The 21,190-nt window shown below is 58.7% G+C and carries 19 protein-coding genes and 1 other RNA gene; 10 read left to right on the top strand and 10 right to left on the bottom strand.

Translation table 11 applies throughout. The annotated features are described in order from the left end of the window. Window positions 1-69: 69 nt before the first annotated feature. Together OZ428_RS28970 and OZ428_RS28965 are read right to left on the bottom strand one after the other, a co-directional pair. Window positions 70-477 carry a hypothetical protein gene (locus OZ428_RS28970; protein WP_269132058.1) on the bottom strand — a complete coding sequence of 136 codons (408 nt, stop codon included), beginning with the start codon at window positions 475-477 and terminating at the stop codon, window positions 70-72. Next, a complete protein-coding gene (locus OZ428_RS28965) occupies window positions 474-1,061 on the bottom strand; it encodes a DUF433 domain-containing protein (protein ID WP_269134233.1) in 588 nt (195 codons plus the stop codon). The genes OZ428_RS28970 and OZ428_RS28965 overlap by 4 nt, the downstream gene beginning before the upstream one ends. 406 nt (window positions 1,062-1,467) lie before the next feature. Here OZ428_RS28965 and OZ428_RS28960 point away from each other — a divergent pair, with 406 nt between their 5' ends. From OZ428_RS28960 to OZ428_RS28950, 3 genes are all read left to right on the top strand, one after another. After that, window positions 1,468-1,977: a sigma-70 family RNA polymerase sigma factor gene (locus OZ428_RS28960; RefSeq protein WP_061434224.1), complete on the top strand. Its 510-nt coding sequence runs from the start codon at window positions 1,468-1,470 to the stop codon at window positions 1,975-1,977. After that, entirely contained in the window at window positions 1,974-2,942 is a 969-nt protein-coding gene (locus tag OZ428_RS28955) for a DUF4880 domain-containing protein (RefSeq protein ID WP_269132057.1), read from the top strand. The genes OZ428_RS28960 and OZ428_RS28955 overlap by 4 nt, the downstream gene beginning before the upstream one ends. A 109-nt stretch (window positions 2,943-3,051) precedes the next feature. Then, on the top strand, window positions 3,052-5,460 hold the full coding sequence (locus tag OZ428_RS28950) for a TonB-dependent siderophore receptor (protein ID WP_330911131.1): 2,409 nt from the start codon (window positions 3,052-3,054) through the stop codon (window positions 5,458-5,460). A gap of 42 nt (window positions 5,461-5,502) precedes the next feature. On the opposite strand, the gene OZ428_RS28945 is transcribed toward OZ428_RS28950, so the two are convergent. From OZ428_RS28945 to OZ428_RS28925, 5 genes are all read right to left on the bottom strand, one after another. Next, a complete protein-coding gene (locus OZ428_RS28945) occupies window positions 5,503-5,754 on the bottom strand; it encodes a DUF6124 family protein (protein WP_061434217.1) in 252 nt (83 codons plus the stop codon). 382 nt (window positions 5,755-6,136) lie between these two features. Further along, window positions 6,137-6,533, bottom strand: a transfer-messenger RNA (tmRNA) gene (ssrA, locus tag OZ428_RS28940). A gap of 104 nt (window positions 6,534-6,637) precedes the next feature. Continuing rightward, window positions 6,638-6,916 carry a hypothetical protein gene (locus OZ428_RS28935; RefSeq protein ID WP_033898249.1) on the bottom strand — a complete coding sequence of 93 codons (279 nt, stop codon included), beginning with the start codon at window positions 6,914-6,916 and terminating at the stop codon, window positions 6,638-6,640. Between the two features lie 136 nt (window positions 6,917-7,052). Then, window positions 7,053-9,863 carry an FAD-binding and (Fe-S)-binding domain-containing protein gene (locus OZ428_RS28930; protein WP_269132056.1) on the bottom strand — a complete coding sequence of 937 codons (2,811 nt, stop codon included), beginning with the start codon at window positions 9,861-9,863 and terminating at the stop codon, window positions 7,053-7,055. Between the two features lie 57 nt (window positions 9,864-9,920). Beyond that, window positions 9,921-11,615, bottom strand: coding sequence for a lactate permease LctP family transporter (locus tag OZ428_RS28925; protein WP_038843793.1), 1,695 nt, complete (start codon window positions 11,613-11,615; stop codon window positions 9,921-9,923). A 251-nt stretch (window positions 11,616-11,866) separates the two neighbouring features. Here OZ428_RS28925 and OZ428_RS28920 point away from each other — a divergent pair, with 251 nt between their 5' ends. Continuing rightward, a complete protein-coding gene (locus OZ428_RS28920) occupies window positions 11,867-12,634 on the top strand; it encodes a GntR family transcriptional regulator (RefSeq protein ID WP_269132055.1) in 768 nt (255 codons plus the stop codon). A 36-nt stretch (window positions 12,635-12,670) separates the two neighbouring features. On the opposite strand, the gene smpB is transcribed toward OZ428_RS28920, so the two are convergent. Further along, the gene (smpB, locus tag OZ428_RS28915; protein ID WP_005791513.1) at window positions 12,671-13,153 is read right to left on the bottom strand and encodes an SsrA-binding protein SmpB; all 483 of its coding nucleotides are present in this window, start codon (window positions 13,151-13,153) and stop codon (window positions 12,671-12,673) included. A 167-nt stretch (window positions 13,154-13,320) separates the two neighbouring features. On the opposite strand from smpB, the gene OZ428_RS28910 reads away from it, so the two are divergent. Next, the gene (locus OZ428_RS28910; protein ID WP_005791512.1) at window positions 13,321-13,755 is read left to right on the top strand and encodes a type II toxin-antitoxin system RatA family toxin; all 435 of its coding nucleotides are present in this window, start codon (window positions 13,321-13,323) and stop codon (window positions 13,753-13,755) included. After that, window positions 13,748-14,050, top strand: a complete 303-nt coding sequence (locus tag OZ428_RS28905) for an RnfH family protein (protein ID WP_269132054.1) — start codon at window positions 13,748-13,750, stop codon at window positions 14,048-14,050. The genes OZ428_RS28910 and OZ428_RS28905 overlap by 8 nt, the downstream gene beginning before the upstream one ends. 66 nt (window positions 14,051-14,116) lie before the next feature. Here the strand turns inward: OZ428_RS28905 and OZ428_RS28900 are convergent, their stop codons facing one another. After that, entirely contained in the window at window positions 14,117-14,644 is a 528-nt protein-coding gene (locus OZ428_RS28900; RefSeq protein WP_016976810.1) for an outer membrane protein assembly factor BamE, read from the bottom strand. Between the two features lie 98 nt (window positions 14,645-14,742). Between OZ428_RS28900 and fur the strand changes: the two genes are divergently transcribed. Further along, a complete protein-coding gene (gene fur, locus OZ428_RS28895) occupies window positions 14,743-15,147 on the top strand; it encodes a ferric iron uptake transcriptional regulator (protein ID WP_003194220.1) in 405 nt (134 codons plus the stop codon). Between the two features lie 87 nt (window positions 15,148-15,234). Here the strand turns inward: fur and recN are convergent, their stop codons facing one another. Continuing rightward, window positions 15,235-16,908 (bottom strand): DNA repair protein RecN, encoded by a 1,674-nt coding sequence (gene recN, locus OZ428_RS28890; RefSeq protein WP_033898255.1) that lies wholly within the window; start codon window positions 16,906-16,908, stop codon window positions 15,235-15,237. Between the two features lie 254 nt (window positions 16,909-17,162). On the opposite strand from recN, the gene grpE reads away from it, so the two are divergent. The 3 genes from grpE (at window position 17,163) to dnaJ (ending at window position 21,185) form a co-directional block, all read left to right on the top strand. Beyond that, window positions 17,163-17,723 carry a nucleotide exchange factor GrpE gene (gene grpE / locus OZ428_RS28885; protein WP_016976812.1) on the top strand — a complete coding sequence of 187 codons (561 nt, stop codon included), beginning with the start codon at window positions 17,163-17,165 and terminating at the stop codon, window positions 17,721-17,723. Between the two features lie 102 nt (window positions 17,724-17,825). Continuing rightward, window positions 17,826-19,742 (top strand): molecular chaperone DnaK, encoded by a 1,917-nt coding sequence (gene dnaK, locus OZ428_RS28880; RefSeq protein ID WP_025857104.1) that lies wholly within the window; start codon window positions 17,826-17,828, stop codon window positions 19,740-19,742. Window positions 19,743-20,060: 318 nt separating this feature from the next. Continuing rightward, the gene (dnaJ, locus tag OZ428_RS28875) at window positions 20,061-21,185 is read left to right on the top strand and encodes a molecular chaperone DnaJ (protein WP_016976814.1); all 1,125 of its coding nucleotides are present in this window, start codon (window positions 20,061-20,063) and stop codon (window positions 21,183-21,185) included. The last annotated feature ends 5 nt before the right edge of the window (window positions 21,186-21,190 follow it).

The raw sequence follows: 21,190 nt of genomic DNA, 5'->3' as shown, positions 1-21,190 counted from the left end.
GATAGAGGAGAGCAGGGTAATGGGAAGTGCGGGGGGATTCCAGATAGGGGCTGTTTTACGCTCAAGGCTTCACATCTTTATCTGGTCAAATTTACCCGGAGCCGAAAACCGCCACGGCACGCTGAACGCGGCGCCTCCTCTTATCAACGCTGATTGCTTCATGATGGCCGGCCACCAGCGAACAAGGTTGTGTGCCTTATTCCAATAGGTCTCGCTGCTCCAATGTTTCGCCAGGCAAAAAATGGGTAGCCCGCAGTCTCGGAATGCCTGCTTTTCAGCATGCCCTTTGGCAAATCGGTCTTGAGAGATAACGACCCAGTCGCCTTCGTCGCGAAGCACTGATATCCAGGTAATGTCACTCGCACTCTGAGGGAATTTATCCTTGAGTGGAACTACGCCATGCTCATGGATGTGGGAAAGCTCGTTCAAAGCTCGCGCTAGTGCAGGTGGCAGGTTGTGGTCCAGAAGGAAGTTCAAGCCGCATGCCTTTGTTCGAAGTTGATGGCGGCTTTTACGGCAGATGTAGAAATCTCATAGAGCAGGGCAACACGTTTCGTATCCTGTCCTTCCGCCTCATAAGCACTGAACAGTGCGGCAGTGTCGATACCGGCCCCCGCCAGGACGGGTTTGCCGAAATTTCTGGCGGGGTCCAGGACGATGGCCTTGCTGCGTTTTATCGGATACCAGCGTTGGGCCGATCCTTTGCCGGTGTAGTCGATCCCTTCGTATAACGATGGGCTGATCACCTGCTTGAACGCGTACTGTTTTTTGATCAGGTCCAGCAGCGTTTCGTCGCCCGTTTCATCCAGAACAGTGGCGAAGATGTTGCGGCCGTCTGTTTGGAAGCGTTTGCAGGTAAATGGATAGGACTGGCCAAACAGTTCAGAGGCTTGCCAAGAGGCGCAGCGAATGGCTTGCAAGCTCACGCCATGCTGACGAAATGCGTGCACAAAGCGGATTTCGAGCAGGTCGTGGAAGCTCAGTATGCAATCGTTCACATCCCTCAGTTCCGATTGCCAGAGCCCTGGATGAAGAGTGCCCTTGGCACGATAGCCAAACAACCATCTACGAATATCTGACGCAGGAATGCCGGTGTACAGGGACGCTTCACTGGGCGTATAGAGACCCACGCCCACCAGGGGGCTGGGCGAAACAGTGCTTTGCATGAGCGGCCTCCTTGTCGTGGGTTGGCGTGCTGGAGTGTGGGGGCTCGAGTGATCGTGTTCAATCATCGGCAGACGAGCAGTCGTTGAAGCGTATTCGAGCCTTTCAATCCGCGCCAGTTCATCCCAGTCGCGCCAACGTGCAGGACTTTTCCGGCGACTTGCGCTGGCGCAAGTAGTCCGTGTCGATAATCCGTGACAGCTAAAAACCTACTTAAGGCAGGTAAGAAACTCCTAACCTGTCTCTAATGAGAAGTATTATCATGTGTGACTTTTCGCAGCCGTCCTCCTGGATATCACACTGATGGCCTCATCTTCTTCTGCCCATCAGGTCGTGGGCGAGCTCTATGCCCAGCATCACAGCTGGGTAGTGCAGTTGCTGCGGCGCAAGTTGGGCGGGCAGGAGCAGGCTCTGGATCTGGCGCAAGATACCTTCGTGCGGATTTTGAGCAGCGGTACCGTGCCGGTTTTCCGTGAGCCGCGTGCTTACCTCACCACGGTTGCCAGCCGTTTGTGTGGGCAGTATTTCCGTCGTCAGGCGCTGGAGCGCGCCTATGAGCAATCACTGACGATCCTGGAACCCGAGCACATGCCTTCACCGGAAACCCGCTTGCTGGTACTCGAAGCGCTGGATGCCGTAGGCCAGGTGCTGGACGGGCTGGGCAGCAAGGTGCGCGAGATTTTCCTGCTGTCCCAGTTGGATGGCCTGACTTATCCACAGATCGCCGAACGCATGAACCTCAGCGTGAATGTGGTGCAAAAAGCCATGCTCAAAGCCTATCGCCATTGCTACCTGGCGGTGTACGCGGCATGAACCGCTTCAAGTCTGCCAACGATCAACCCTTGGACGAATGCGTGCTGGACCAGGCCTTGAACTGGATGGTCGCCCTGCAATCGGGCACCTGCGGCGCCGCTGAGCAGCATGCCTGCCAGCAATGGCGTAATGAGAACCCGCAACATGAACTGGCCTGGCAGCGTTTGGCCGGGCTCAGCCGCGATATGCGCCTCAACACCCAGGCGCTGCCTGCGTCCAATGCCCGACAATTGCTACGGGCACGCAGTGTTCCGTCGCGGCGCACGGTCCTCAAGGGGCTCGCCGGCTTGAGCGTAGCCACCGCGCTGGGTCTGAGCGTGCGCGAACGGGTGCTGTTGCCGGAGCTGTTCAGCGATTACCACACCGCTACCGGGGAGCGACGGCATCTGCGCCTGGCCGATAACGGCGAGTTGCAATTGGATACCCGTACCGCTGTGGATATTCGTGGTGCGCACCTGGCACTCAACCTCGGCAGGTTGTTGTTGAGCACCGGAACAAGCGCTGGCACCTCAGTCCAGACGGCTAATGGATGGGTACGCCCGGCGGCGCTGTCGCGGATGATCATCAGCCACGACCTGCCCCGCCAGCAGGGTACGCAGGTGCAGATGCTGTCGGGCAGCGCTTCCATCGAACCTTCGCACGGCGCCAGCCTCCTGCTCGGCATGGGCCACCAATTGAGTTTCGACCGTCAGCAGGGCGGGCCGCTCGCCACCCTGTCATCCAGCGCCGAAGCCTGGACCCAAGGCCTGTTGATTGCCGAACGCATGCCTCTGCGCGAGGTGCTTGAGCAACTCGATCGCTACCGACGCGGCGTGCTGCGCTGCGATCCCGCAGTGGCGGGCTTGCAGGTATCGGGTTCGTTCTCGCTGGACCAGCCCGAGGCCAGCCTGGACCTGCTGGCCAAAGTGTTGCCTGTACGCGTGCAGCGGGTGTTTGGCTACCTGACCACGGTCGTGCCGGCCTGACCTGAAATTATTTTTACATCGCGTGGCAGTTTTTTGAGTCTCGAGCATCAAGACGGGTAAGACGCAGAAAAAAGCGTCCACCCAACCCTTTCACGACAGGACAGTCTTTATGCTCAGCCGCGTCAGCGCTTTGCGCACCGTTATCCTCGGCTTATCGGTGGCAACCGCCAGTCACAGTGTCATGGCCGCCACGGCGGCGCCCGCCCAGGAACAATCCCAGCCTCAAGCGTATGACATTTCGCCCGGCAGCCTTGACCGTGTGTTGGGTGCGTTTGGGCAGCAAGCGGGTGTGATGATCGGTATCGATTCCGCGCTGGCTGCCGGCATTCAGAGCAAGGGTTTGAAGGGCAGTTTCTCTGTGGATGAAGGCCTTGAGCGCCTGCTGGCCCCAGCGAATTTACAGGCAGAGCGTGAGCCGGGCGGCTATCGCGTGGTGGCCAAACCGGTCTCCCAGGACGGCAAGGTGGAATTGCAAACCACCCAAGTCAGCGCCAACCAACTGGGCACTGTCACCGAGGGCACGGGCTCGTACACCCCTGGCACCATTGCCACGGCCACGCGCCTGGTGCTGACACCGCGGGAGACTCCGCAATCGATCTCGGTGGTCACCCGCCAGGTCATGGATGACTTCGGCCTCAAGTCCATCGACGACGTGATGCGCCACACGCCGGGCATCACCGTGTCGACCTACGACACCGAGCGCACCAACTATTACTCGCGCGGTTTCTCTATCGAGAACTTCCAGTACGACGGCATACCGACCCTGCGTGATGCCCAATACTCAGCGGGCCAGACCATGACGGACATGGCGATCTACGACCGCGTCGAAGTGCTGAAGGGCGCTACCGGCCTGCTCACCGGTGCCGGCGGCCCTGGCGGCACCATCAACCTGATCCGCAAAAAGCCGACTTCCGAGTTCAAGAGCAGCATTGAACTGGGCGCGGGCTCCTGGGATAACTATCGCTCACAGGTCGACGTCAGCGGTCCCCTGACTGAAACCGGTAACGTGCGCGGTCGCGCAGTGGCCGCCTATCAGGACAAAAAATCGTTCCTCGATCACTATTCGCGCAAGACCAGCGTGCTCTACGGCATCCTCGAAGTCGACCTGACCCCGGACACCCTGCTGACCCTGGGCGCCGACTACCAGGACAGCGACCCCAAAGGTTCCAGCTGGACCGGCACCCGCACCATCTTCGACGCCACCGGCAACAAGCTCGACCTGCCGCGCTCGTTCAACAACGGGCCGAAATGGGGCTCATGGCAACAATACAGCCACACCGTATTCGCCACCCTGGAACACAGCTTCGACAACGGCTGGGTCACCAAAGGCCAGTACAACCATCAGGTCAACGGCTATGACGCACCGCTGGGCTACATTTCCCAGGATTCCGCGACAGCCAGTTCGATCTATGCAGCCAAATACACCGGCGACACCACCAGCGACAGCCTGGATGTGTACGCGTCGGGGCCGTTCGAGCTGTTCGGGCGTGAGCATGAACTGGTGATCGGGCAGTCCGTTTCCAGCTCACGGTGGAAGGGCAAGGACTACCGTAACCCCGTCTACTTCGACAACTCCTATGATTTCTACAACTGGCACGGCGAGGCTATCGAGCCTGCGTGGGGCAAGGCCTCCCGCTTCAGTGACGAAATCACCCGCCAGTCCGGCACCTATGTCACCGGGCGCTTCAGCCTGACCGACGCGCTGCACCTGTTACTGGGTACGCGGGTTGCCAACTATCAGGTCACCGGCACCAGCGACACCGAAGAAAGCGGCAAGGTAGTGCCGTACGCCGGCCTGACGTACGACCTCAACGAAAACTTCACCGCCTACGCCAGCTACACCGAAATCTTCAAGCCGCAGACCCAGTATCGCGATCGAACCAACACCATGCTTCAACCCGATGAGGGCAAAAACTACGAGATAGGCCTCAAGGGCGAATTCTTCGATGGCCGCCTGAACGCCAGCCTCGCCTACTTTGAAGTACACGAGACCAATCGCCCCATCGCCGATACCGCCTGGAACTCGCAGCCCGCCGTCGACTACGCGTACATGGGCACCGAGAGCAAAACCAAAGGCTACGAAGCCGAAATCTCCGGCGAGCTCGCGCCAGGCTGGCAGTTGCAAGCCGGTTACACCCACAAGATCGCCCGCGATGCCGACGGCAAAAAGGTGGCGACCTGGGAGCCCGAAGATCAGGTCACCTTCTACACCAGCTACAAACTCCAAGGCCGCCTGGACAAACTCACCCTCGGTGGTGGCACACGCTGGCAGAGCGCCGGCTGGCAAACCGTGCGCAACTGGGGTTATCCCGGTGGCGGCCGCTCAGAAAAATTCACCCAGGACCCATACTGGCTGGTGGACGTGATGGCGCGCTATCAACTGACCCAGAACCTGTCGGCCACGCTTAACGTCAACAACCTGTTCGACAAGAAGTACTTCACCAACATCGGCTTCTATGACTCAGCGTATTACGGTGACCCGCGCAACGTGATGGTCACGACGCGTTGGGATTTCTGAAGCAGATGACAGCAAAAGGCCGAGTTTCCTCGGCCTTTTTTGTCATTGGAATGCTGGTGTGTCTTGGGTGAGGACCAGTACTCGCTCTACCAACAGTTCGCTCAGCACGATCAACTGCTGGCTGGCCAGCAGCTTGTGACGGCTGGCACCTTCGAGTTCGAAGGCCAGGTCGGTGGTCATGGCGTTGAGTGAGGCGAGGGTTTCGCTGGCTTGGATCAGCAGGGTTTCGCAGGTGATGTCCGGAGAGATTGTAAAGAGATTTGCGGAGGGGGGATTGGGGGTGATCTTTTTCATGATGAAGCTCCCACACTGTTTAAGGAGCTACCGCCCCCTGCTGTCAAACAGGAATGGGTGGCAGCTGTACGCGGGTTGACAGACCGGAAGTGTAGGAACCCGGCGCACCCGAAGATGCCCCACGCACAGCCGCCATGAACGAAACGGGACGCGCAAAGCATGCCGTCTTATCAAGGGGTGTGAAAGGTTACACTTTTCGGCCTGTCAAAGCCGGTCGCTGATGAGCAGCGGCTGGAGGAAGTTAGCGTTGTGGCGGGGGTTGCGCCAGTTCATCAAGGGCGCGATAGCTTGAAGGAAAATTCTGAAGGTTCATCCTGTCGGGCTTTCCAAGCCCCAGAAACAACAAAACCCGCACTAGGCGGGTTCTGTCGATGCTTCGAATTGGTGGAGCCGGGGGGATTTGAACCCCCGTCCGCCAGTACTCCGCTGTCGGTACTACATGCGTAGCCGTTTCTATTAAGTTAACCCTCAGCGACCCGAAGGGCAGGGTGCTTTGGGCGAGTTGTGTAAGTTTTAGCCGCTTCGTCCACAACGTACTGCACGGCGATTCTGTTCTATATGACAATCACTTTGGGTTTACAGACATCCCCTGGTGATTGCTGGACCCGAAGGTACCAGAAGCTCAGGGCTAAGGCTGCTTACGCAGCGAGAGCGAATTCCTGGCCGTAGTTTTCGTCATTGGCAACTATAAGAAGTTGCAACAGTGGATTTACGAGTTCTGTTACCAACTCGGCATGCACCTAAAGTTTCGCGACCGGCGTCGAATCCTAAACGGCCCCGTGCTTGTAACTCGTTGTTTCATAGTGAGTGACAAGCCTTTGCAGTGTACGCCAAACCGTCACGGAAGGCCAACCCGAAGGTTTGCCTTCCGTGACTGATCGGGCTACTGGCCGCCTTTTTCGCTGTTTTGCAGGTCTTGCAGTGCCTTCGAGGTGATCTCGATGCACTTCTTGTCATCCCCAGCGGCGTGGGCGGCCTTGGCCGAGGAGACGGCAGTGTCTATCTCGCCGCTTTTGCCGCTGGTGTCAGTGGCGAGCAGCGCTTTACCGTTGTTGATTTTGTCCAGATTGATCTGGCACAGGTCTTTATCGCCCGCCGCAAAAGCAGGGGAGGCCAGCATCGCAGCGGTAATGAACAAGCCAGCAAGAGCGGAACGCTTCATAGAGTATCTCCTTGCGCAAAAGGGCTCGACGCTGCTGGCGTTTAACGGCTGCCAGCGACATCACTGATGAGCCTCGTTTGTCGAGGCCTATGCAGATGACTACGCCAGCGCGCAGGGGTTCTGTTTTTTTGCAGGATTAATGAGCGCGGGCTTGGGTGACGCGGTCAACCAGGTAGACTAACCCGTGATAATCAATACCGCCGTGCTGGCTCAGGCCGATCTCGCAAGTGCGGCTGGTGGAGATGCCTTCGCTGCAATATTGCACCGCGTCCTTGAGGGTGCGCAGTGAGTGGGCGTTGAGTTCCGGCGTGGTGAAGCCCTTGTCACCGGCAAACCCGCAGCAATGAATGCCTTCCGGGATGACCACGGTGTTGGAGCAGCGCCGGGCCAGGTCGATCAGGGCCTGGCTTTCGCCCAGGTGCTGGGTGCTGCAGGTGACGTGTACGGCGATGGGTGCTTCCTGGGGCGTGAAGTCGAGGCGGTTCATCAGATGGGTGCGGATAAAACGTACGGGGTCGTAAAGGTCCAGGCGCGTTTCGCCCAGGTCCTGCACCAGGCGCAGGGTGCAGGGGCTGGTGTCGCAGTAGATCGGGTCGAGCCCGCCACGGCTGGCGTGCAGCAGGGCGCCGATCAGCTCCTGGCGCTTGTGTTCGGCCTGTTCGGCGTAGCCTTTGGAGGCGAAAGGCTGGCCGCAGCACAGGCTGTCCTGATTGTCGGGGAACACGACTTGGTAACCGGCTTTTTCCAGCAGGCCGCGGGTTTTGTCGTACAGCGACATTTGTTCTTTATCCCCCGCTGACGGACCCATGGCGCGTGAAACGCAGGCGGCCAGGTAGACCACCCGTGGTCGTTCGTCCGTCACCGCCGGGCTGAAGCGGATGGCTTTTTCCGGCTGCGGCATGGCGTTGGTCCACTGCGGGATTTGCCCCTTGGACAGCTGGGTCACGCGGGCCGATAGCTTCGCCAGACGCGGTGCGCCGAGCAGCATCCGAGCGCCATTGGCCACATGCAGGGTAAAGCGCGCGCCTTGCAGCGCGGTGGAGAAGTGGGTGGCGAGCCACTCGGCGGTTTTCGTACGGTCGGCGTCACGGCTGCGCAGTTTTTTCACCAGATCGCCGGTATTGATTCCCACAGGGCAGCGCTGGGCGCAGAGGCCGGTCGCGGCGCAGGTGTCGATGCCCTGGTAGTGATATGCCGCTTCCAACTCAGTGGTGTCGACACCGGCGCGTTTCTTCGCCTGGATGTCGCGCCAGATCACGATGCGCTGGCGCGGGCTCAAGGTCAGGCCTTTCGACGGGCACACCGGTTCACAGAAGCCGCATTCGATGCACTTATCCACAAGCTCATCAGCGGCGGGTAGCGGCTTGAGGTGCTTGAGGTGGATTTGCGGGTCTTCGCTGAGCACCACGTCCGGGTTGAGGATGCCGTTGGGGTCGAGCAGGCGTTTGAGTTGCCACATCAATTGATAGGCGTCGCTGCCCCATTCCAGCTCCACGAACGGCGCCATGTTGCGCCCGGTGCCGTGTTCGGCTTTAAGCGAGCCTCCAAACTCGACGGCCACCAGTTGCGCCACGTCGTCCATGAACGCTTGGTAGCGTGTGACTTCTTCCGCGCTGTTGAAGCCTTGGGTGAACACGAAATGCAGATTGCCTTCCAGTGCGTGTCCGAAAAGTATCGCTTCGTCGTAGTGATGTTTGTCGAACAGTGCGATCAGGCGATTGACGCCGATTGCCAGTTGTTCAACCGGGAAGGTCACGTCTTCGATGATCACGGTGGTGCCGGTTTTGCGCACGGCGCCGACGGCAGGGAAGGTGTCTTTGCGGATTGCCCACAGGCGAGCGTTCTCGGTGGGGTCTTCGGTGAAGTCGACCTGTTTTTCTACCGGGAATGGGGCCAGGGAGGCCATGATCAGCGCCAGTTGCTCACGCAACAACGTCGATGATGCTGCGCGGGACTCGATCAACAGGGCGCAGGCATTTTCCGAAAGTTGCTGTACGAAAGCAGGCATGCCTGGCTTGTTTTGTACCGAGCGCATGCTGCGTCGGTCCAGCAGCTCGACGGCCGAGACTGGCTGGGTTTTGAGCACGGTGACCGCGTTGCAGCAGGTCTCGACATCTGGAAACACAATCAACGCCGAGGCTTTGTTCGGGTGGTCTATGACGGTGTCGTAGGTGACCGCGCTGATAAACCCAAGGGTGCCCTCGGAGCCCACCAGCAGATGGCTGAGGATATCCAACGGCTCATCGAAATCCACCAGGGCATTGAGCGACAGCCCGGTGGTGTTTTTCAGACGGTACTTGTGGCGAATCTTGGCTGCTAATTCGGCATTGGCCCGCGTCTCGCGACCCAATGTCGCCAGCCGCTCCAGCAGCGCGCTGTGTTGTTCACGAAACGCTTTGACGCTGGTGGCGTCTTCGGTATCCAAGCGGCTGCCGTCAGCCAGTACCAGGCGTATGCCGGCCAAGGTGTGGTAGGTGTTCTGCGCGGTGCCGCAGCACATGCCGCTGGCATTGTTGGCGACGATACCGCCGATCTTGCAGGCGTTGATCGACGCCGGGTCCGGCCCGATCTTGCGCCCGAACGGCGCCAGCCACGCATTGGCCTGGGCACCGATCACTCCCGGTTGCAGGCGGATTTGCGTGCCTTGCCCACGAATCTCGCGGCCATTCCAATTGTCGCCCAGCACGATCAGCACCGAATCGCTGATGGCTTGCCCGGACAGGCTGGTGCCGGCGGCGCGGAAGGTCACCGGTACGTGGTCGCGCTGAGCCAGTTGCAGCAAGGCAACGACTTCGTCTTCTGACTCCACGCGGATCACCAGTTGTGGGATCAGTCGGTAAAAGCTGGCGTCGGTGCCGAAAGCGAGGGTGGAAAGGGGGTCGTCGAAACGTCGATCTTTCGGGATCAGTTGTGCGACGTCGCTCAGGAAAGCAGCAGGCAGGCTCATCGGTCCTCCAGAAATAGCTGACGCCGGAATCGTATCCGGCGGCATTACGTGCAGGTCTTAGTGCACCAGCATACCGGTGAACCAGTAGGCCTGGGCCAAGGTGATCAACCCGACGATAGTGGCAAAGAACAAGCTGTGCTTGAGGGTGAAGCGGAACAGGTCGGACTCCTTGCCCACCAAGCCGGTAGCGGCGCACGCCACGGCGATGGATTGAGGCGAGATCATCTTGCCGGTGACGCCGCCGCTGGTGTTGGCAGCGACCAGCAGGGTGTCATTGACGCCGATCTGGTGCGCGGTGGTGGCCTGCAACGAGCTGAACAGGGCGTTGGACGAAGTGTCGGAGCCCGTCAGGAAAACCCCAAGCCATCCCAGGAACGGCGAGAAGAACGGGAAGGCTGCGCCAGTGCCAGCCAATACCAGTGCCATGGTCGAAGACATGCCGGAGTAGTTGGTGACGAAGGCGAAGGCCAGCACCATCCCGATCGACAGGATCGGCCAGCGCAGTTCGTAGAAGGTCTCTTTTAAAGTGGTAAGACCAGTCTTGATGTCGATTTTCAGTACCAGCATCGAGACCAGCGCAGAGAAGAAAATCGCAGTGCCGGTTGCCGAAATCGGGTCGAGTTTGAATACGGCCGGGATCGCGGTGGGGTTGGTCACGATTGGCGCGACCTTGATCACCAGTTGATCCAGGTGCGGGATTGCGAAGTTGAACACCCAGCTGTACATCGAGCCCCCGGCAGCAAACATCGCCTTGAACGGCTTGAGGGTCCAGATGGTGACCAATACGGTGAGAATCAGGAACGGCGACCAAGCCTTGAAAATCTGCCCGAGGCTGTAGGGCGAGACGATGGTGTTGCGTGGCAGGCCGAAACCGCCGGCGCTGGCAGTGACTGCGGCGCTGGAAGTGGCGCCTGCAATCTGGGCACCTGCGGTGCGTTTGGGCTGCCAGATTTTCAGGAACAGCGTCAGGGAAATCAGGCTGGCCAGGGCCGAGGTGATGTCCGGCAGTTCCGGGCCGATGAAGTTGGAGGTGAAGTACTGGGTGATGGCAAAGCTCAAACCGGCGACCAGCGCAGCGGGCCAGGTTTCACGTACGCCACGCACGCCGTCCATCATGAACACCAGCCAGAACGGCACGAACAGCGACAGCAGCGGCAGTTGGCGACCGGTCATGGCGCCGATCTTGAACGCGTCGATGCCGGTCACCTGGCCCGCAACGATAATCGGGATGCCCAGTGCACCAAAGGCTACGGGAGCGGTGTTGGCAATCAAGCACAGGCCGGCGGCGTACAGCGGGTTGAAGCCCAGGCCGACCAGCAGTGCCGCGGTGATTGCTACGGGCGCACCGAAACCGGCCGCACCCTCGAGGAAGGCGCCGAAGCAGAAGCCGATCAGCAGCACTTGCAGACGTTGGTCGTCAGTGATCGACAGGACCGAGCTGCGGATGATCTCGAACTGGCCGCTTTTGACCGTGAGTTTGTAGAGGAACACCGCCGCGACGATGATCCACGCGATAGGCCACAGGCCGTAGGCAAACCCGTAACCGGCGGCGGCCAGTGCCATGTCCACGGGCATCTGGAAGGCAAAGATCGCCACCAATATTGACAGCGCCAAGGTGATGCTGCCAGCCACATGGCCTTTGAGGCGGAACACAGCCAAGGCCAGGAAGAAGAATACGATCGGAATAACGGCCGCCAATGCGGACAGGCCGAGACTGCCGAGTGGGCTGTAGAGCTGTTGCCAGGTTTGCATAGTGGGGTGGCCCCTGATTGTTGTTGTTTGGTCAGCTTGGATAATTGGTAATACCAATTTACAACCGCTGTGGGCTAGAGTAAAAGCCTTGGCAGGGGTGTGTCAATTTGCCGCCCGCGAAACTTTGGTCGTAAGTGGGTGGGCAGGGTGTGCTGATCGGGCGAAACGAGGGCGTTCTGATAGGTGCTGCAAGCGCTGCGATAGGCGAGAATAGAGGCCCGGCGCGTGGTCGGGATGGTGGAGAATAAGTGATGGGGTTTGATCAGGTGCGTCAGCGCCGTTTGTCCGATGACATCGTCGAGCAGCTTGAGGGGATGATCCTTGAGGGCACGCTGAAGTCGGGCGAGCGCTTGCCGGCCGAACGCGCGTTGGCTGAGCAATTCGGGGTGTCGCGCCCTTCTTTGCGGGAGGCGATCCAGAAGCTGTCAGCCAAAGGTTTGCTCGTCAGCCGCCAGGGCGGTGGTAACTACGTGGCCGAATCTTTGGGTTCCACGTTCAGTGATCCGCTGTTGCACCTGCTGGAGAACAACCCCGAGGCTCAGCGTGATCTGCTGGAGTTTCGTCAAACCCTTGAGGCCTCCTGCGCCTACTACGCTGCGTTGCGCGCGACGGAGGTTGATCGTGAGCGGCTTACGGCGGCCTTCGAAGCGCTACAGGATTGCTACACCCGGTTCGATGAGGTGAGTCGGGCCGAGGAGGGCGCAGCAGATGCGCGGTTTCACTTGGCGATTGCCGAGGCCAGCCATAACGCCGTGTTGCTGCACACCATTCGCGGTCTGTTCGACCTGCTCAAGCGCAACGTGGTGACCAACATCGGTGGCATGTACCAGCAGCGTACGGAAACCCGCGACATGCTGATCAGCCAGCACCGGGATCTGTACCTGGCGATTATCGAGGGGCGGGCCGAGCAGGCGCGGGAAGTCTCAACACGTCATCTGCTGTATGTGCAGGAAGTGTTGGAAGAAGTGCGTCAGGAAGTTCAGCGCGTGGCGCGTGCGGAGCGGCGCAAGGGGATGTAGCCAAGGGCGGCTCCCAAGGCTACATCACAGCAAGGATCAGTCTTCCTTGCCCTTATTGCGCACGGCGCGATGCAGTTCGCGATTGGAGTCGCGCTCACGCTCGGTATCGCGCTTGTCGTATTCCTTCTTGCCCTTGCCCAAGGCGATCTCGCACTTGACCAGGTGCTTGCTCCAGTACCAGGACAGGCAGACGCAGGCATAGCCCTTCTGCTGTACGGCGGCAGCGAGCTTTTCCAGTTCGCGGGCATTGAGCAGCAGCTTGCGCGTGCGCACCGGATCGGCAATCACGTGGGTGCTCGCGGTGGTCAGCGGGGTGATATGACTGCCAAGCAGCCATGCCTCGCCGTCCTTGAGCAGCACATAACTGTCGACCAGTTGCAGCTTGCTGGCACGCAGACTCTTTACTTCCCAGCCGGCCAGGACCAGACCAGCCTCGAACCGATGTTCGATGAAGTAATCGTGTCGCGCCTTTTTATTTTGCGCGATGGTCCCTGTAGGGTGTTTCTTTTGTTTAGCCATAGGGGCGGCATTATAGGGAGTTGCGAGGCTGTCGGCTACGGTCAACCTGCGTGCTTGAGCGTGTTGGACGAATCCCGGACAATGCGGGCAGTTATCTGGTTTTTTTCTTTCGCGGATCGGGCTCTTCTTTCGCGATGTTTTGCCTCAGCAGTGGAAATAACGCACACATGACGACGCATATTCAACGTTCGGCGCTGCTGCCCTATCCGGCACAGGCGCTCTATGACCTGGTCAACGACGTGGCGCGTTACCCGGAATTCCTGCCGTGGTGCTCAACGGCCGAGGTGCTGGAAAGCAGTGATGAGCACATGGTCGCTAGTGTCGGGGTGGCGAAGGGCGGCCTGAGCCAGCACTTTGTGACGCGCAATGTGCTGGTGCCTGGGAAATCCATTGAAATGAATTTGCAGGAGGGGCCCTTTACCCAACTGCATGGTGTATGGGTGTTTAAGGCGCTGACGGACAAAGCCTGCAAGATCAGCCTGGACCTTTCCTTTGATTACGCCGGGCCTATCGTGCGCGCGACCTTGGGGCCTTTGTTCAATCAGGCGGCCAATACGCTGGTGGATGCATTCTGTCAGCGAGCCAAGCAACTGCATGGTTGAGATTGAAGTGGTGTACGCCGCAGTAGATCGCCAAGTACTGCTGGCGGTGACGGTGCCGGCTGGCACCAGTCTGCGTTCTGCGGTGCAAGCGTCAGGCATTGCAGCGCAATTCCCCGAGTTGGATCTGGCTGACTGCGTTTTAGGTATATTCGGCAAAGTGGTCGCGGACGCTGAAGTGCGTTGTGTGCAGGCGGGTGATCGCATTGAGATTTACCGTCCCTTGCTGGCAGACCCTAAAGAAATACGCAGGTTGCGCGCAGCCAAGGCGGCGCTGGCCAAGCAACAGAATTCATAGGTCGGCCACCAATTGGCAGGCAACAAAAAGCCCGGCGTGCCGGGCTTTTTGTTGAGCACCGCACACTTACTGCGGGCTGGTGTCCAGAGGCTGTGGCGTCGGGACGGGAACCGTTTCCACACCGTCGACGTCTTTCTGGATCTTGTCGAGCAGAGAGCCTGGCTTGGCCGGCACTTCGGATTTCGGCTTCTCGCCTTCCTGCGCAGGTGCAGTGACGTTGGTGCCGTTGTCCTTACCGAGCAAGGCTTCATCACGGCTCACGCCGGGCATGAAGTCACCGGACAGGCTGACAAGCTGGTCATTGCCATTGAAAATGACACTGACGCGCTCCTGTTGGCGTTCACCGCCACCAGGCTGCAGGCTGTAGAGATAATCCCAGCGATCGGCATGGAAAGTGTCGGTCAGCAGGGGGTTACCCATGATAAACCGTACTTGCCGTCGGGTCATTCCGGGGCGTAACTGGTCTATCATGTCCTGCGTGACGACATTGCCCTGCTGGATGTCGATTTTGTAAACCCCGGGGAATGAACAACCGGCGAGTGCGAGCAGTCCCACAAAGGTGAAACTGGTTAGCAAGAGCTTGGTGTTTTGCATCGGTGGGCGACTTCCACTATCTTGGCTGGGACAACGTAAACGCCGATCATACCCGTATTAAGAGAAGCTGCGAAGCAGCATCCGCGAGAAAGCTAACCATGGTTGAAAATAGCGAACTACGCAAAGCCGGTCTCAAAGTGACTCTGCCACGAGTCAAGATTCTACAAATGCTCGATTCTGCTGAGCAGCGTCACATGAGTGCCGAGGATGTCTACAAGGCGCTGATGGAGTCTAACGAGGACGTCGGCCTGGCCACGGTTTACCGTGTACTGACCCAGTTTGAAGCCGCAGGGCTGGTGGTTCGTCATAATTTCGACGGCGGTCATGCAGTATTTGAACTGGCTGACGGTGGTCATCACGATCACATGGTGGACCTGGATACCAATGAGGTTATCGAGTTCACCAGCCCGGAAATCGAAGCGCTGCAGCACAAGATTGCTGAGGAACATGGCTTCGATCTGGTTGACCATAATCTGGTCCTGTACATCCGTAAGAAAAAGTAACAAGCGCTGCAGATTCTCTCTGCAAAACGATCGAAGGCGACCCTAGGGTCGCCTTCGTGCTTTCTATAAGAAGCGAAAATTATCCGATCAGGCTTTTGCCGCCACGACCATTTTCTTCGCGTGCGCCAACGACTCCTTGGTCAAATCGATCCCGCCGAGCATGCGCGCCACTTCTTCAACGCGTTCCGACTTATTCAGCTTGGACACGGCTGTGTGTGTTGCATCGCTGCCGCGTACCTTGTGTACAAACAGGTGCTGATGCCCCTGGGCCGCCACTTGCGGCAAGTGGGTGACTGTCAGCACCTGGCCTCTATCCCCCAGGCGTCGCAACAATTGGCCAACAATTTCTGCCGTCGGCCCACCAATCCCCACATCAACTTCGTCGAATACCAGCGTTGGCACCCGAGAGGTTTGCGCAGTGATTACCTGGATGGCCAGGCTGATGCGCGACAGCTCACCGCCGGAGGCCACTTTTGCCAGCGCTTTGAGCGGCTGCCCAGGGTTGGCGCTGACCAGTAGCTCGACCTGCTCCAGCCCGTGGGGCTGCAGTTCGTTACTCGCGTTGGTGCGCAATTCAATGGTGAAGCGCCCGCCAGGCATGCCCAGGCGTTGGATCTCCAACTCCACTGCGCTGGCCAGGCCCGTCGCTGCTTGCTGGCGCAAGTCGCTGAGTTCGCGCGCCTTCTCCTGATAGTGGCGAGCAAAAGAGGCAAGCTCGTCGCCCAGGCGCTCGATGGATTCATCGTTGGCGTTCAGGGTCTCGATTTCATCCAGCAGTTTTTGCTGCATCGTCGCCACTTCGGTGGGCTGGATGCGATGTTTGCGCGCCAGGGTATAGATGGTGTCGAGGCGTTCTTCTATCTCCTGCAGGCGCGCCGGGTCGGCATCGAAGTGGTCCAGAAAGCGATTCAACTCACCGACGGCTTCCTCTACTTGAATCTGTGCGCTGGTCAGCAAGGTGGTGGCCTCGCTCAGTGAGCCGGAGGCGCTGTTCACACTGGACAGGCGATTGAGGCTGGCGGTCAGTGCGTTGAGCACATTGCCGGAGTCACTCTCACTGCATTGCTCTACCACCTGGCGGCAAATGCCCAGCAGGGTTTCCGCGTTGGTGAGGTTCTTGTGTTCCTGCTCAAGCTGCTCCAGTTCGGTTTCGCCCAGGCCCAGGCTTTCCAGCTCTTCGAGTTGATAGCTGAGCAATTGATGGCGGGCGCGTTGTTCATCGCCGGAGTTGGAGAGTCGCTCCAGCTCCTGGCGAGTCTGGCGCCAGCGCTGGGCGGCGAGTTGCACCTGGCGGGCCAGGTCTGTGGCGCCGGCGTACTCATCAAGCAGGCGGCGATGGGTGTCGGTTTTCAGCAGGGATTGATGTTCATGCTGGCTGTGGATATCGATCAACAGTTCGCCCAGGGCCTTTAAGTCGCCAAGCGGGCAGGGCGTACCGTTGATATACCCACGTGAGCGGCCTTCCGCCGTGATGACCCGGCGCAGGATGCACGGCCCTTCATTATTAAGGTCGCGCTCGGCCAGCCAGGCCTCCGCCTCGGGAATATCCGCCAGGTCGAAGGTGGCCAGGATGTCGGCCTTGTCTGCACCGGGGCGCACCACGCCACTGTCGGCGCGATCACCCAGGGTCAAGCCCAGGGCGTCGAGCATGATCGACTTGCCGGCGCCGGTTTCGCCTGTGATTACGCTCATCCCGCGATCCAGTTCGAGATCCAGGTGTTCAACGATGGCGTAGTTATGTACGGACAGGTGCACGAGCATGACGGCCGCTCCCAGGCTTTAGGTCTGGTTATTTATACAGTGTTTTGTTCGGCGCTGACAATCCTGGCGCTTAGCTCGATTTGCTTGAATCTGGATATTTTTAAGCGCAACCAGGAATGACCACGCAGGAATTGATGAAGGTCAGTCGAAAGACTTTTGGTAACGCCTGCGCCCTTGAACCTGGAAATTGTGGCCCCATATACCGGAACAGAAGCGCGAGGTGAGTTCGCGCATGATTTTGAAAGGAGAAAACTATGGCTGACGAACAGACGCAGGATACGCAAACTCCAGACGCCAATTCGGCTGTCGGCGATGAGCTGGCGACTCGTGTGCAAGTGCTCGAAGAGCAATTGGCCGCTGCGCAGGACCAGTCTTTGCGTGTTGCCGCTGATCTGCAGAACGTCCGCCGCCGTGCTGAGCAGGATGTAGAAAAGGCTCACAAATTCGCGTTGGAAAAATTCGCCAATGACTTGCTGCCGATCATCGACAGCCTGGAGCGTGGCCTTGAATTGTCCAACCCGGACGACGAAAACATCCGCCCGATGCGCGAAGGGATCGAACTGACCCTGAAAATGTTCCAGGACACCCTGAAGCGTTATCAGCTGGAAGCGATCGATCCACAAGGCGGCGAGCCGTTCAACGCTGAGCATCACCAAGCCATGGCCATGCAGGAAAGCCATGACCTGGAGCCGAACAGCGTGCTCAAAACGTTCCAGAAGGGTTATCTGCTCAATGGTCGCCTGCTGCGCCCGGCGATGGTCGTCGTGAGCAAGGCGCCTGCACCGGTTTCGCCTTCTATTGATGAGCAGGCTTGAAATACGCTGCAAAGCCCCCATCTATAAGTCAAGCGTTTAAGTGCTACCGCAGTTAGCCACCACTGCTGCGGCAACCAAATTCAAGTTTCGGGAGAGTAAATCATGGGTAAAATTATCGGTATCGACCTGGGGACCACCAACTCCTGTGTCTCCGTCATGGAAAACGGCAAAGCCAAAGTAATCGAAAACGCCGAAGGCGCGCGCACCACGCCGTCGATCATTGCTTACGCAAATGATGGCGAGATCCTCGTTGGTCAGTCGGCCAAGCGCCAGGCTGTGACCAACCCGCACAACACCCTGTATGCGGTAAAGCGTCTGATCGGTCGTAAGTTCGACGAAGAAGTCGTACAGAAAGACATCAAGATGGTGCCTTACAAAATCGCCAAGGCTGACAACGGTGACGCCTGGGTTGAAGTAAATGGCAACAAAATGTCGGCACCGCAGATCTCGGCTGAAGTCTTGAAAAAGATGAAGAAGACCGCCGAAGACTACCTGGGTGAAACCGTGACCGAAGCGGTGATCACCGTTCCGGCCTACTTCAACGACAGCCAGCGCCAGGCGACCAAAGACGCCGGCCGCATCGCGGGCCTGGACGTAAAACGTATCATCAACGAACCTACCGCAGCTGCCCTGGCTTACGGTATGGACAAGGCCAAAGGCGACCACACTGTGATCGTTTATGACCTGGGTGGTGGTACGTTCGACGTGTCGGTCATCGAGATCGCTGAAGTTGACGGCGAGCATCAGTTCGAAGTGTTGGCCACCAACGGCGACACTTTCCTGGGCGGTGAAGACTTTGACATTCGTCTGATCGACTACCTCGTTGACGAATTCAAGAAAGAAAGCGGCATGAACCTCAAGGGTGATCCGCTGGCGATGCAGCGCCTGAAAGAAGCTGCTGAGAAAGCCAAGATCGAGCTGTCCTCGAGCATGTCGACCGACGTGAACCTGCCGTACATCACTGCAGATGCCACCGGTCCTAAGCACTTGAACGTGAAGATTTCTCGCGCCAAGTTGGAAGCGCTGGTTGAAGACCTGGTTCAGCGCACCATCGAACCTTGCCGCATCGCGCTGAAAGACGCCGGTATCGACGTTGGTTCCATCAACGACGTGATCCTGGTGGGCGGTCAGACCCGTATGCCACTGGTTCAGCAGAAAGTGACCGAGTTCTTCGGTAAAGAAGCACGTAAAGACGTGAACCCGGACGAAGCGGTTGCCATGGGTGCTGCCATCCAGGGTGCGGTATTGGCTGGCGACGTGAAAGACGTGCTGCTGCTGGACGTCAGCCCGCTGACCCTGGGTATCGAAACCATGGGCGGCGTGATGACCGCGCTGATCGAGAAAAACACCACGATTCCTACCAAGAAATCGCAAGTGTTCTCGACTGCCGATGACAACCAAGGCGCCGTGACCATTCACGTGCTGCAAGGTGAGCGTAAGCAGGCTGCTCAGAACAAGTCCCTGGGCAAGTTCGACCTGGCCGAGATTCCACCAGCACCACGTGGCGTGCCGCAAATTGAAGTGACCTTCGACATCGACGCCAACGGCATCCTGCACGTCGGCGCGAAAGACAAGGCAACTGGCAAAGAGCAGAAGATCACCATCAAGGCCAACTCCGGTCTGTCTGATGAAGAAATTCAACAGATGATCCGTGATGCTGAAGCCAACGCTGATGCGGATGCCAAGTTTGCTGAACTGGCTGGCGCCCGTAACCAGGGTGATGCACTGGTTCACTCGACACGCAAAATGGTCGCTGATGCGGGCGATAAAGTGACTGCTGAAGAGAAGACTGCAATCGAAGCTGCTGTGGTTGCCCTGGAAGCCGCTGTCAAAGGCGACGACAAGGCCGCTATCGAAGCCAAGATCGAAGAGCTGTCGAAAGTCTCCGCTCCAGTGGCGCAGAAAATGTACGCCGAACAAGGTCAGCCAGCTGACGGTGCTGCGCAACAGGCTGAGCCTGAAGCCAAGCACGACGACGTTGTCGATGCCGAGTTCGAAGAAGTCAAAGACCAGAAGTAAGTTGGTCGCCCGGTTGACCGCTATCAAGCGGTGACTGGTAGGATGTCGCCGCGCGGGAGCTTGCTCCCGCGTTGGCGTGTCTGGGGTATGCGAATTTTTACAGCATGCGACAGCGTTCGGATGCTGGCGGTGTGATCGGGAATGCTCCTGCTTTCCGAGCAGTAAATACCGCATTTTTGGCCGGGTACCTGGCTAAAAGTAGTAATGACCAGGATCGTTGAATTGACGTGAGTTGGGTCCGGGCCTGTATTGGGGCTCAACGAGTTTGGCAAGGCTCAGGAGGGTCTGGCTGAACGTCCTATAAGAGTGCAAAGACTTATGGCAAAGCGTGACTATTACGAAGTATTGGGTGTGGAGCGCGGCTCCAGCGAGGCGGACCTGAAGAAGGCCTACCGTCGCCTGGCGATGAAGCACCACCCGGACCGTAATCCGGATAGCAAAGAATCCGAAGAAATGTTCAAAGAGGCCAATGAGGCCTACGAATGTCTGTCTGATCCCAACAAGCGTGCGGCCTACGACCAGTATGGCCATGCCGGTGTCGACCCGAGCATGGGTGGCGGCGGTGCGGGGTTTGGTGGTCAGAACTTCTCCGATATTTTCGGTGACGTATTCAGCGACTTCTTCGGCGGTGGCCGCGGTGGTCAGCGTGGCGGCGCCCAGCGTGGCAGCGATTTGCGCTACACCCTGGAATTGAACCTGGAAGAAGCCGTGCGCGGCACCAGCGTCAATATCCGTGTGCCGACGCTGGTGAACTGCAAGCCGTGTGATGGTTCGGGTGCCAAGAAGGGCTCCTCGCCGATCACGTGCCCGACGTGCGGCGGTATTGGCCAGGTCCGCATGCAGCAGGGCTTTTTCTCGGTGCAGCAGACCTGCCCGCGCTGCCATGGACAGGGCAAGATCATTTCCGATCCGTGCGACTCGTGCCACGGCGAAGGCCGTGTCGAAGAGTACAAAACCCTTTCGGTGAAAGTGCCGGCGGGCGTGGATACCGGTGATCGCATTCGTCTGTCGGGTGAAGGCGAGGCCGGTACTCAAGGCGGTCCGACGGGCGACCTGTACGTGGTGATCAATGTGCGCGAGCACTCGATCTTCCAGCGTGACGGCAAGCACCTGTTCTGTGAAGTGCCGATCAGCTTTGTCGATGCCGCCTTGGGTGGCGAGCTGGAAATTCCGACCCTCGACGGTCGAGTCAAGCTCAAGATCCCTGAAGGCACCCAGACCGGCAAGCAGTTCCGTATCCGTGGCAAAGGCGTTGCGCCGGTGCGCGGCGGCGGAGCTGGTGACCTGATGTGCCGTGTGGCGGTGGAAACGCCGGTCAACCTGAATCGCCGTCAGCGCGAATTGCTTGAAGAGTTCCGCAGCTCGATGGAAGGTGATGACTCTCACTCGCCGAAGACTGCGGGCTTTTTCGATGGTGTGAAGCGCTTCTTCGGCGACCTGTAAGGAAT

The sequence above is a fragment of the Pseudomonas sp. GXZC genome, assembly GCF_026967615.1.
Taxonomy (GTDB): Bacteria; Pseudomonadota; Gammaproteobacteria; order Pseudomonadales; family Pseudomonadaceae; genus Aquipseudomonas; species Aquipseudomonas azotoformans_A.
This window is presented reverse-complemented; position numbering and strand designations above follow the sequence as displayed.